Here is a 12,032-nt window from a genome sequence, read left to right as displayed (position 1 = left end):
CATAGATTTCTCCTTTAAATGAAATCGGTAAAACCCATGGGTGACTCTCGATATATGAATACGCTGGAAAATATCCAAAATAGTCTGGACCTCCTGAGCAAATCAGAAAGGAAAGTCGCCGAGGTGATCCTCGCCTCCCCACAAACTGCCATCCATTCAAGTATCGCGACACTAGCCAAAATGGCGAACGTTAGCGAACCGACGGTTAACCGTTTTTGCCGCCGACTGGACACCAAAGGTTTCCCTGATTTTAAACTGCATTTGGCGCAAAGTCTGGCAAATGGCACACCTTATGTGAACCGCAATGTCGAAGAAGATGATAGTGTAGCTGCTTACACGACAAAAATTTTCGAATCGACCATGGCCAGCTTGGATATGGCGAAAAACAATTTAGATATTGCGGCCATTAATCGGGCAGTAGATTTACTGACTCAGGCGAAGAAAATTTCGTTCTTTGGCCTTGGCGCCTCTGCCGCGGTTGCTCACGATGCGATGAATAAATTTTTCCGTTTCAATATTCCGGTAATTTATTTCGATGACATCGTTATGCAACGTATGAGTTGTATGAATTCCAGTGAGGGTGATGTAGTGGTATTGATCTCTCACACTGGCCGGACGAAAAACCTGGTCGAGTTGGCCCACTTAGCCCGTGAAAACGATGCCACAGTGATTGCTATCACCTCGCGTGATACACCGCTGGCAAATGAAGCAACACTATCACTGCTGCTGGATGTGCCGGAAGATACTGATATGTACATGCCGATGGTCTCCCGTATTGCTCAATTGACATTAATTGATGTGCTGGCAACCGGGTTTACCCTACGGCGTGGAGCAAAATTCAGGGATAACCTGAAACGTGTGAAAGACGCCTTGAAAGAATCGCGCTTTGATAAAGGTTCGCCGCGCGTCAACAGCGGTGAATAACGTCAAGGGCAGAAGTCGCTTTGTTTTGTGTTAGCGCATCTTCTGGAGTAATAATTTGACGTATTATTGGAAAATAGTCCTTGTATGGCGGCGGTAAACGTTACCAAAACCGATAAGGGGTAAATAGCTCGCTTTTGTAATGTTGTCATTGATGTATTGGTGGTGCTCGGATGGGGCCATTTATGCATCAATCGTTTTACATCCGCAAGCGGATAACATGCATGGCGCTGTGTGGTAAAACAGGGTTATCGTATCGCATGTCGTCGTAAAATTTGATCTTAATTACATTTTACTATCGGATTCATTATCCGCTGTTTTAACAACACCATGCTTCATCAGTCAACGGAGTAAGAGATGTCCAGACGGCTCAGAAGGACCAAGATTGTTACTACACTGGGGCCGGCTACCGACCGCGACAATAATCTGGAAAAGATTATTGCTGCTGGTGCTAACGTAGTCCGCCTGAATTTTTCCCATGGTAGCGCCGAAGATCATGAGTTGCGGGCCAATAAAGTCCGTGAGATCGCTGCAAGATTAGGGCGCCATGTTGCTATTCTTGGCGATTTGCAAGGTCCTAAAATCCGGGTATCTACTTTTAAGGAAGGCAAAGTATTCCTTAACGTACATGATAAATTCTTGCTCGATGCCAATATGGCAAAAGGCGAAGGTGATAAAGACAAAGTCGGTATCGATTACAAAGGCCTACCCGCTGATGTGGTTCCTGGTGATATTTTGCTGCTGGATGATGGCCGGGTACAATTAAAAGTCATTGAAGTCCAGGGCATGAAAGTGTTCACCGAAGTTACTGTCGGTGGCCCACTCTCCAATAATAAGGGCATTAATAAGCTCGGTGGCGGTCTGTCGGCAGAAGCGCTGACAGAAAAAGACAAAGCCGATATTATTACCGCCGCTAAAATCGGGGTGGACTTCCTGGCTGTTTCGTTCCCACGGACTGGCGAAGATTTGCATTATGCCCGCCGTTTGGCGCGTGATGCTGGCTGTAATGCACAAATCGTGGCAAAAGTTGAGCGTGCTGAAGCGGTTGCAACCGATGAAGCTATGGATGATATCATCCTGGCCTCTGATGTAGTGATGGTTGCCCGTGGTGATTTGGGGGTAGAAATTGGTGACCCAGAGCTGGTGGGAATTCAGAAGAAACTGATCCGCCGTGCTCGTCAGCTTAACCGTGCGGTTATCACCGCGACTCAAATGATGGAGTCAATGATAACCAACCCGATGCCAACCCGTGCGGAAGTGATGGACGTAGCTAACGCCGTGCTAGATGGTACTGACGCTGTTATGTTGTCAGCAGAAACCGCTGCCGGTCAGTATCCAGCAGAAACTGTTGCTGCTATGGCACGAGTTTGTCTGGGTGCGGAGAAGATCCCAAGTATCAATGTGTCTAAACACCGCCTTGATGTGCAATTCGACAATGTCGAAGAAGCTATCGCGATGTCGACCATGTATGCAGCAAACCACCTGAAAGGTATCACGGCCATTATCGCCATGACCGAATCTGGCCGTACGGCACTGATGATGTCCCGTATCAGCTCCGGTTTGCCTATCTTTGCGATGTCGCGTCATGACCATACTTTAAATCTGACGGCAATCTACCGTGGTGTCACGCCAGTTTATTGTGATACCCATACTGATGGTGTTCTGGCGGCCAGTGAAGCTGTCAGCCGACTGAAAGATAAAGGTTTCCTAGTCTCAGGAGATCTGGTTATTGTAACGCAGGGCGATGTGATGGGGACTATTGGTACGACCAATACCAGCCGCATCCTACGTGTTGAGTAGTTTGCTGTAGCCAATAAATGCAAAAGCCCGCGACTAAAATGTGCGGGCTTTTTTATGTTTAATCACGATAGCGACTGTTAAATATCCTTACGAACATAAGGCTCTATCTCACCCTCTTTACGGGTTTTCAACAACTTAAGAATCCAGGTATATTGCTCCGGGTTGGGTTTGACCAACAACTCAACTTCTTCATTCATACGGCGGGCAATATAGGCGTCATCAGCATCAGCCAAATCATCCATCGGTGGACGAATATAGATATCAAGGCGGTGTTCGCGATAATTATAGACTGGGAACATCGGTACGATTGCCGCACGACATACTTTCATCAAACGCCCCACTGCTGGCAAGGTCGCCTTATAGGTGGCAAAGAAATCAACAAATTCACTTTGCTCAGGGCCATAATCTTCATCCGGCAAATAGTAGCCCCAGAACCCCTGGCGCACTGAACTGATAAATGGCTTGATGCCACTTTCACGCGCATGAATTCGCCCACCAAACCGCAAACGGGCACTATTCCATAAATAATCAACTAGCGGATTGCGCTGATGATGGAACATACCGGCAACTGGTTTGCCCTGTTCTGCGAGCAGCATTGCCGGTATATCGATCGACCAGGCATGTGGCACCAACAAAATGACATTACGCTGCTGCTGCTGCAACTCGTCAAGAATCTCCAAACCGTGCCAATGAACCCGAGAGAGTACTTTCTTCGGTTCACGAAAGCACAGTTCTGCCATCATCATCAACGGTTGCGCCGCAGTGGCAAACATCTGGTCAATGATATGTTCGCGCTCAGCTTCCGGCAGCTCTGGCATACAATAAAGAAGATTAATCCGCGCGCGACGACGGGCGCTCTTGGCAAACTTGCCCGCCAGACGGCCAATCCCTGCTAACAAAGGATCGCGGAATTTCGGTGGCACATAAGCCATCGCGGCCATAGAACCGGCCCCCAACCATACCCCCAAAAACCGTGGGTGGAGGAAAGATTTCTTAAATACCGGAATAAAGCCAGCGGCGTCATGTTTATCTTTATGCATGGGGGAACTCTTGGAATTCTGTGGGCTAATAATAGTATACCCTTCATCCTTGAAGCCGCAGGGTTGCTAGCTACTCCCACTCACCCGAATCACTTAACCTAAGTTCATTGGGATTCGTAGGTTTGCTGCCCCCTGCAACTCCACTGTCTGGGTATAACACTCCGGTAGATAGTGGTTACTGGATAGCGGTTAATCCAGTTGTAACTGCGGAATGACCTGCTTGGCGATAGCCAGATATTCACTGCGGTCTTTACCACTCAAGCCTTCTGAGCGCGGTAATTTAGCGGTTAATGGATTAACGGCTTGCTGATTCATCCAGAATTCATAGTGCAAATGAGGACCAGTAGAGCGGCCAGTATTACCTGACAATGCGATACGATCACCACGTTTTACTTTTTGACCTGGCTTGACCAACAACTTTTTCAGATGCATATAACGGGTGGTGTATTGGCGACCATGGCGGATAGCAACATAGTTACCCGCAGCCCCACTGCGTTTTGCGATCACGACTTCACCATCACCGACGGCGAGCACTGGCGTCCCGACAGGCATAGAGAAATCCACACCTTTATGCGGGGCAATACGCCCGGTTACCGGGTTTAGGCGGCGTGGGTTAAAGTTTGACGACACCCGGAATTGCTTCATGGTAGGGAAACGCATGAAACCACGGGCCAGGCCAGAACCAAGCCGGTCATAAAATTTACCGTCATCGGCACGGATAGCGTAGTAATCCTTACCACCGGAACGCATACGCACCCCGACCAGTTGGCTTTGCTCACTGCGGCCATCAAGAATTTCACGTGACATCAAAACCGAGAATTGATCACCTTTACGCAGTTTGGCGAAGTCAAGCTGCCACTGTAATGCTTTAGTGACCGCGCGAATCTCGGAAGCCGTCAAGCCTGCCTTCCTGGCGCTGGTGACAAAGCTGCCATCAAGGCGCCCCGTCAGAACCTTGTTGCTCCACTCACCTTTTTGTAGCTCTTTGGTCTCTTTGAAATTATTGCCAACACGGTCATAAGTCCGCGTTTCACGACGAGAAACTTCCCAAGTCAAGCTCTGTAAATCACCGGTATCATTGACGGTCCAAGAGATTTGCTGCCCGATCTTCAGATTACGCAGATCACGGTTTTGCGTCGCCAACAGCGACACATCAGAGATATCAATGCCGTACTGGGTAAGAATGCTGCTCAGGGTATCCCCAGTTGAAACCACATACTCATGAACACCGGTTTCACTAACATCTTTGGCATCTAGCTCATCTTGTGGAATTTCATCATCAGGCGTGGGCTGATCGATGGGTTCGCTGGCTTCAGGTAATAAAATGCGGGTTTGGCTGGTATCTAATACCACGCTCTTAGCGACAGGTTCATGCTCGGGGTGATAAACAAAAGGCCGCCAAACAGCTACGGCCAGTGTCATTACAGTCAACGACCCCAGCATAATACGGTGGGGTCGAGGGAGATTGTTATACGCCAAGGTGATAGTTCGGACTATCTGCTGCACTTATGAGTATCCTTTTAATCTTACTTCAGGCAGCTCACGTATTGGTTCGACAACTGAGACAAAAAGTTCACATAGCTGTCCTTGCCTAATACGATACCGCTGCCCAAGGGATCCAAGGTGCCTGAACGCACATTTGTTCCTTTAGCAACGGCATTAATGACGGCCGGCCTGAATTGTGGCTCAGCAAAAACGCATACCGCTTTATGCTCAACCAACTGTGTTCGAATTTGATGTAAACGCTGCGCACCAGGCTGTATTTCGGGATTGACTGTAAAATACCCTAACGGGCTCAAGCCAAAGTGTTTTTCAAAGTAGCCATAGGCATCATGAAAGACGAAATATCCCTTACCTTGGGCAGGCTTCAACATAGTAGCAATATTTTTTTCGTTTTGCGCTAGTTGATCCTCGAATCGGCGCAGGTTTGCATCTAATTTGTCCTTATTTTGTGGCATAAGTTCCAATAATCTGTCGTGAATAGCGATTGCAGATTGTTTCGCAATCGTTGGCGACAACCAAATATGCATGTTGTTCTCGCCATGATGGTGCTCGTCACTGTGATTATCTTCAGCATGATCATGGTCATGCCCTGCGGTTTCACCTTCATGTTCATCATGTTCGTCACCTTTGATCAATAAAGGTGTAACTGAAGGTAACTCAGCCAGTGCAATCTTTTTATTATCAGCAACTTGTGTCAATGGTTTTGTTAAAAATGCTTCCATTTCTGGTCCGACCCAAATAACCAGCTCGGCACTGCGTAACCGCTGGACATCCGACGGACGAAGCGCATAATCGTGTGGCGATGCACCATCGGGCAATAATACTTCCGTTGGTAACACCCCATCGGCAATGGCAGAGGCAATAAAACCTAATGGCCGTACTGATGTAACGACCGCCGCTGAGGCAATATTAAATGGGTTGGCAATTAAAATTGCGCTGGCTAGCATTGCCCGCTTTAGCCATTTTTTTTTATGTAACATAATACGAATTCTCGACGTTTTGTTGGGTAAAGCGTAATATTATAACATTCACTCGGTTCTGCAAACGTAATCATAATGTCCACATTGGTAACTCTACATAATATATCCGTCACTTTTGGTAGCCGGCGGGTACTGAACGATATCTCCCTTTCACTGCGACCGGGAAGAATTCTCACCCTGCTTGGGCCAAATGGTGCCGGTAAATCGACGCTGGTTCGCGTGGTTCTGGGGCTGATTCCTCCCACCAGCGGCACGCTTGTCCGTCAGCCGGGCTTACGCATCGGTTATGTTCCGCAAAAACTTCATTTGGATGCCACATTACCGCTCACTGTAAGCCGTTTTATGCGTTTGAAACCGGGTGTCAAAAAGGCGGATATCCTGCCGGCACTCAAGCGTGTGCATGCAGCACATTTATTAGACCAACCCATGCAAAGACTGTCTGGCGGTGAGAACCAACGCGTGCTGTTAGCCCGTGCATTACTGAACAAACCGCAGTTACTGGTACTGGATGAGCCAACGCAAGGTGTTGATGTTAATGGGCAATTAGCGCTATACGACTTAATCGAGCAACTGCGGAAAGAGTTAGGCTGTGCTGTTATGATGGTTTCCCATGACTTGCATTTAGTGATGGCCAAAACTGATGAAGTATTATGCCTTAACCAACATATCTGCTGTTCTGGTGCACCAGAGGTTGTTTCCACTCATCCTGAATTTATTGCCATGTTTGGCAATCGTGGCGCTGAGCAGCTAGCGGTTTATCGCCACCACCATAATCATCGACACGATTTGCACGGAAAGATTATTTTGAAGAACAGCGGGAGCCGTGAGGCATGATTGAATTATTGCTACCTGGCTGGTTAGCAGGAGTATTATTGGCAACAGCGGCCGGCCCGCTGGGGTCGTTCGTCGTTTGGCGTCGAATGTCCTATTTTGGTGATACTCTGGCCCATGCCTCCTTACTGGGTGTTGCTTTTGGTTTACTGCTAAATGTGAATCCGTTTTATGCCGTGATTGTAATGACCATGGTATTAGCCGTGATTTTGGTGTGGTTAGAACGCCGCCCACAGTTAGCAGTCGATACGCTACTGGGGATCATGGCTCACAGCGCATTATCACTGGGCCTGGTGGTCGTGAGTCTGATGCATAATGTCCGGGTCGATTTAATGGCCTATCTGTTTGGTGATCTGCTTTCCGTAACACTGAGTGATATCTGGTTGATTGCCGTAGGTGTTATTGTGGTGTTAGCGGTGCTGTGCTGGCAATGGCGGGCACTGCTGTCAATGACGGTTAGCCCGGAGCTGGCTCATGTTGATGGGGTCAACCTAGAACGGGTACGGATGTTGCTAATGCTGGTCACCGCACTGACTATCGGGCTGTCGATGAAGTTTGTTGGCGCGCTGATTATCACCTCACTGCTAATCATTCCTGCTGCGGCAGCTCGCCGTTTTGCCCGAACCCCCGAACAGATGGCTGGAATTGCCATCGGTATCGGTATTGTTGCCGTGACCGGTGGTCTGACATTCTCTGCTTTCTATGACACCCCCGCTGGGCCTTCAGTGGTACTTTGTGCGGCGGTCATGTTTGTACTCAGCCTGTCACAAAAGGCGCGTGGATAATTGCTCGATTAAAGGGGGGGGTTAGAGTAATAAACCCCCTATCCACCCTTACCATTAATGTTCTCAAACCATTAACTCCCGCCACTAATAGCAATAACCTCGTTCACGATTAGCGTCTATTGCTAAATATTCCAACAATCATCAATTCTGTATTTTATATTTTAATTAGTGTGATCAACCACAAATACAATAAAATTGCAGTGTAATACCCTGCCTATCACTCAAATCAATGAGCAATATAATGGTTATGCAGATACCTCTTTCATTTCTGCATGGGCTTGTATGCTCCCAATTTACGCAGAATGATTATTCCGCAGAGGCGGTTCTCATGGATAGATCCACACCCACTGGTTTACTTCAGCAACCCAAACCATTCTTCATGATTTTCTTTGTCGAACTATGGGAGAGGTTCGGTTATTACGGTGTTCAAGGTATTCTTGCTGTTTTCTTCGTAAAGCAGTTAGGGTTTTCACAGGAACAAGCGTTTGTCACTTTTGGGGCTTTTGCCGCTTTGGTTTATGGCCTGATTTCGATTGGTGGATATGTCGGCGACCATTTATTAGGCACTAAACGCACCATGGTATTAGGCGCTATCGTGCTGGCTCTCGGATACTTTGCTACCGGTTTATCACTATATAACCCAAATCTAATCTTCTTTGCTTTGGGGACCATTGCTGTCGGTAATGGTTTGTTTAAAGCTAATCCGGCTAGCCTATTGTCAAAATGCTATCTCCCCAAAGATCCACGCCTTGATGGGGCCTTCACCTTGTTTTACATGTCGATCAATATCGGCTCCCTAATTTCACTGTCATTGGCTCCGGTTATTGCCGAACGCTTCGGTTATACCGTGACCTATTATTTGTGCGGTATTGGTTTGATTTTTGCTTTGTTGGTCTATTTCTGCTGCCGCCATATGGTGAGTCATATCGGTTCCGAGCCTGATGCTAAACCGTTAAATTGGCGAAACTTGCTACTGGTACTGGCTGGTAGTGCGGTGATGATATGTCTCTGTGCTTGGTTAATGAACCATGTGGTGATTGCCAATCTGGTGCTGATCGTCTTATCGTTGATTGTGGTATTTATCTTTTTCAAAGAAGCATTTAAGCAGGATAAATTAGGCCGCAATAAAATGTATGTCGCTTTTATTCTGATGATTGAAGCTATCGTCTTCTACGTGCTGTATGCACAGATGCCGACGTCACTCAACTTCTTCGCCATCAATAATGTTCATCATGAAATTCTTGGTTTCACTATCAATCCGGTGAGTTTCCAGGCACTAAATCCATTCTGGGTAGTGGTGGCCAGCCCGATTTTAGCCTCAATTTATACCCGCCTGGGCAGTAAAAACCGTGACTTATCGATGCCGGCCAAATTTACTTTAGGTATGTTTTTATGTTCACTGGGTTTTCTGACAGCGGCCGCCGCGGGGATGTGGTTTGCTGATGCACAAGGTCTGACATCACCTTGGTTTATCGTTCTGGTTTACTTATTCCAGAGCCTGGGGGAATTGATGATCAGTGCTTTAGGTTTAGCGATGGTGGCGGCACTGGTACCGCAATATCTGATGGGCTTTATTCTGGGGATGTGGTTCCTAACGCAAGCCGCATCGTTCCTGATTGGCGGTTATGTTGCCACCTTTACCGCGACACCAGAAGGGATAACAGACCCACTCGAAACACTGCCTATCTATACCGATGTTTTTGGCAAAATTGGCATCGCCACACTGGCCATTGCACTGGTTATGGCGCTACTCATTCCATGGCTTAATCGAATGATTAACATACCTGTCGGCGAACAAGCAACCGCCTGACTATCACTCCATCAGGGCTGGCATTGGCTCAGCCCTGCATCAAAAAATTTACTCTTCGCGGGTAATCCCAAAATGTTTGTAAGCATGATTGGTGGCAATTCGCCCACGTGGTGTGCGTTGAATAAAACCTTGTTGGATCAAATAAGGTTCCAGTACGTCTTCAATCGTTTCCCGCTCTTCGCCAATCGCGGCGGCCAAGTTATCCAGCCCTACCGGACCGCCCATAAACTTGTCAATCACGGCGAGCAACAGCTTACGGTCCATAAAGTCAAACCCTTCGGCATCGACATTAAGCATATCTAGCGCTTTCATCGCCACATCGCCGTTAATCGCGCCATCGGCTCTGACCTCAGCAAAATCTCGCACCCGGCGCAGCAGACGGTTAGTGATACGTGGCGTCCCTCTTGAACGACGCGCCAGTTGATGAGCCCCTTCTGGCGTCAGTTCCAACCCCATACACTTGGCACTGCGCGCGACAATATGTTCTAAATCTGCCACCTGATAAAATTCCAGGCGTTGCACAATACCAAACCTGTCACGCAGTGGAGAGGTCAATGAACCGGCGCGAGTGGTGGCACCAATCAGGGTAAATGGCGGCAGATCAAGTTTGATTGAACGGGCGGCGGGGCCTTCACCAATCATGATATCCAATTGATAATCTTCCATTGCCGGATAGAGGATCTCCTCTACAACCGGCGATAATCGATGGATTTCATCAATAAACAGGACATCGTGTGGTTCAAGATTGGTCAGCATCGCCGCTAAGTCACCGGCCTTTTCCAAGACCGGGCCGGAGGTAGTTCGCAGGTTCACCCCCATCTCATTAGCAACAATATTTGCCAATGTGGTTTTACCCAGCCCTGGCGGGCCGAAAATCAGGACATGATCAAGCGCGTCGCCACGCTGTTTTGCCGCCTGAATGAAGATTTCCATTTGCTCGCGGACGTGGGGCTGCCCGACATATTCTGCCAATAGCTTTGGTCGGATAGCCCGATCAATGCTCTCTTCATCACTGATAATACCTGCCGATATCAGGCGGTCTGCTTCAATCATCCTGTATGACTCACTCTATAATGCGGAACGCAGAGCGTCGCGGATCAGGGTTTCACAGTCAGCACCCGGTTTAGCAATTTTGCTCACCAAACGGCTGGCTTCCTGTGGTTTATAGCCCAAAGCAACCAGTGCCGAAGCAGCTTCCGCCTCAATATCGGCATCCGATGTTTGCGATGAACTGGCGGGCAACTGAATATCGCCGGTATTATTGAACAGATCGCCATTCAGACCTTTAAAGCGGTCTTTCATTTCCACCACCAGCCGTTCGGCCGTCTTCTTGCCGACACCGGGTAATTTAACCAAAGTGGTAATGTCTTCCCGTTCAACCGCGGCCACAAATTGCTGCGCAGACATGCCGGAGAGAATGGCCAGCGCCAGTTTAGGACCAACACCGTTAACTTTAATCAGTTCGCGAAACAGCGCCCGCTCCTGCTTATCATTAAAGCCATACAAAAGCTGAGCATCTTCACGCACGATAAATTGGGTAAAGATAATGGCTTCCTGCCCCAAGTCCGGCAGCTCATAAAAGCAGGTCATTGGTAATTGGACTTCATAGCCAACACCGTTTGTTTCCAACAGCACCAACGGTGGCTGTTTTTCCAGAATGATACCTCTGAGGCGCCCTATCACGTTGACTCTCTCCTCGTTTACCCGCGGTCGGGTATAAACATAATGGCTGTTTATAGCATAAAAAAGGCTGGATGGATATCCAGCCAACAATAACTGTTAACCTGTTCGCGTCTGGTAATGGGTTAGCGAATTCTGCCACGCGCCAATGTCATTTGGTCATTCCCCAATCGCAAGGTATTTTGACTAAGATGGCAATGGGTTATCGCAATAGCTAATGCATCAGCCGCATCGGCCTGGGGATTCGCTGGCAGTTTTAACAGTGAACGCACCATATGTTGAACCTGACTTTTTTCTGCCGCCCCAGTTCCCACCACAGTTTGCTTTACCTGGCGGGCTGCATATTCAGAAACCGGTAAATTCAGGTTTACCGCAGCAACAATTGCAGCGCCGCGTGCTTGCCCCAGCTTTAATGCCGAATCCGGGTTTTTCGCCATAAACACTTGTTCAATAGCAAAAAAATCAGGTTGGAACTGAGTGATAATTTCAGTCACACCAGCATAAATTAGCTTCAGACGAGTAGGCATATCGTCAACAACAGTGCGGATACAACCGCTGCCCAGATAAGTGAGCTGACGGCCTTGCTGGCGAATAACGCCATAACCGGTGACACGAGAACCGGGATCGATGCCTAATACGATCGCCATACCAGTTTTTTACCTTATTCGCTGCATTGCTTCTC

Annotated in this window: 11 protein-coding genes; 5 read left to right on the top strand and 6 right to left on the bottom strand. The window is 48.1% G+C overall.

The features are described from left to right. The first annotated feature begins 36 nt into the window (after positions 1-36). Positions 37-924, top strand: coding sequence for a MurR/RpiR family transcriptional regulator (locus tag Q2T72_RS10390; RefSeq protein ID WP_372558924.1), 888 nt, complete (start codon positions 37-39; stop codon positions 922-924). Between the two features lie 354 nt (positions 925-1,278). After that, on the top strand, positions 1,279-2,721 hold the full coding sequence (gene pyk, locus Q2T72_RS10385; RefSeq protein WP_083158995.1) for a pyruvate kinase: 1,443 nt from the start codon (positions 1,279-1,281) through the stop codon (positions 2,719-2,721). A 77-nt stretch (positions 2,722-2,798) separates the two neighbouring features. Here pyk and lpxM read toward each other — a convergent pair whose 3' ends face one another. From lpxM to znuA, 3 genes are all read right to left on the bottom strand, one after another. Then, complete coding sequence (gene lpxM / locus Q2T72_RS10380; RefSeq protein WP_372569130.1) at positions 2,799-3,761, bottom strand: lauroyl-Kdo(2)-lipid IV(A) myristoyltransferase; 963 nt, start codon at positions 3,759-3,761, stop codon at positions 2,799-2,801. Positions 3,762-3,950: 189 nt separating this feature from the next. Beyond that, positions 3,951-5,267 (bottom strand): murein DD-endopeptidase MepM, encoded by a 1,317-nt coding sequence (gene mepM / locus Q2T72_RS10375; RefSeq protein ID WP_102970417.1) that lies wholly within the window; start codon positions 5,265-5,267, stop codon positions 3,951-3,953. Between the two features lie 20 nt (positions 5,268-5,287). Continuing rightward, positions 5,288-6,244: a zinc ABC transporter substrate-binding protein ZnuA gene (znuA, locus tag Q2T72_RS10370; RefSeq protein ID WP_083158997.1), complete on the bottom strand. Its 957-nt coding sequence runs from the start codon at positions 6,242-6,244 to the stop codon at positions 5,288-5,290. 75 nt (positions 6,245-6,319) lie between these two features. On the opposite strand from znuA, the gene znuC reads away from it, so the two are divergent. The 3 genes from znuC to dtpB all read left to right on the top strand — a co-directional run bounded on the left by znuC (position 6,320) and on the right by dtpB (position 9,670). Then, entirely contained in the window at positions 6,320-7,078 is a 759-nt protein-coding gene (gene znuC / locus Q2T72_RS10365; RefSeq protein ID WP_083158998.1) for a zinc ABC transporter ATP-binding protein ZnuC, read from the top strand. Continuing rightward, entirely contained in the window at positions 7,075-7,860 is a 786-nt protein-coding gene (znuB, locus tag Q2T72_RS10360) for a zinc ABC transporter permease subunit ZnuB (protein WP_083158999.1), read from the top strand. Before znuC ends, znuB begins: the two co-directional genes overlap by 4 nt. Positions 7,861-8,188: 328 nt before the next feature. Next, on the top strand, positions 8,189-9,670 hold the full coding sequence (gene dtpB, locus Q2T72_RS10355) for a dipeptide/tripeptide permease DtpB (RefSeq protein WP_083159000.1): 1,482 nt from the start codon (positions 8,189-8,191) through the stop codon (positions 9,668-9,670). A gap of 48 nt (positions 9,671-9,718) precedes the next feature. On the opposite strand, the gene ruvB is transcribed toward dtpB, so the two are convergent. From ruvB to ruvC, 3 genes are all read right to left on the bottom strand, one after another. After that, positions 9,719-10,723, bottom strand: coding sequence for a Holliday junction branch migration DNA helicase RuvB (ruvB, locus tag Q2T72_RS10350; protein ID WP_083159001.1), 1,005 nt, complete (start codon positions 10,721-10,723; stop codon positions 9,719-9,721). A gap of 15 nt (positions 10,724-10,738) precedes the next feature. Further along, complete coding sequence (gene ruvA, locus Q2T72_RS10345) at positions 10,739-11,353, bottom strand: Holliday junction branch migration protein RuvA (protein WP_083159002.1); 615 nt, start codon at positions 11,351-11,353, stop codon at positions 10,739-10,741. A 122-nt stretch (positions 11,354-11,475) separates the two neighbouring features. Then, positions 11,476-11,997 (bottom strand): crossover junction endodeoxyribonuclease RuvC, encoded by a 522-nt coding sequence (gene ruvC, locus Q2T72_RS10340; RefSeq protein ID WP_005185237.1) that lies wholly within the window; start codon positions 11,995-11,997, stop codon positions 11,476-11,478. Positions 11,998-12,032: the final 35 nt, after the last annotated feature.

This window comes from Yersinia sp. 2466 StPb PI, assembly GCF_041538325.1.
In the GTDB taxonomy this organism is placed as follows: Bacteria; Pseudomonadota; Gammaproteobacteria; order Enterobacterales; family Enterobacteriaceae; genus Yersinia; species Yersinia enterocolitica_E.
The sequence above is the reverse complement of the archived record's forward strand: the minus strand, read 5'-3'. Positions and strand labels throughout refer to the sequence as shown.

Excerpts from the sequence above, each read along its gene's own strand:
- znuA (WP_083158997.1), bottom strand. The coding sequence starts at position 6,244 with ATGTTACATAAAAAAAAATGGCTAAAGCGGGCAATGCTAGCCAGCGCA.
- ruvB (WP_083159001.1), bottom strand. The coding sequence starts at position 10,723 with ATGATTGAAGCAGACCGCCTGATATCGGCAGGTATTATCAGTGATGAA.
- dtpB (WP_083159000.1), top strand. The coding sequence starts at position 8,189 with ATGGATAGATCCACACCCACTGGTTTACTTCAGCAACCCAAACCATTC.
- ruvC (WP_005185237.1), bottom strand. The coding sequence starts at position 11,997 with ATGGCGATCGTATTAGGCATCGATCCCGGTTCTCGTGTCACCGGTTAT.
- pyk (WP_083158995.1), top strand. The coding sequence starts at position 1,279 with ATGTCCAGACGGCTCAGAAGGACCAAGATTGTTACTACACTGGGGCCG.
- znuC (WP_083158998.1), top strand. The coding sequence starts at position 6,320 with ATGTCCACATTGGTAACTCTACATAATATATCCGTCACTTTTGGTAGC.
- Q2T72_RS10390 (WP_372558924.1), top strand. The coding sequence starts at position 37 with ATGGGTGACTCTCGATATATGAATACGCTGGAAAATATCCAAAATAGT.
- znuB (WP_083158999.1), top strand. The coding sequence starts at position 7,075 with ATGATTGAATTATTGCTACCTGGCTGGTTAGCAGGAGTATTATTGGCA.
- lpxM (WP_372569130.1), bottom strand. The coding sequence starts at position 3,761 with ATGCATAAAGATAAACATGACGCCGCTGGCTTTATTCCGGTATTTAAG.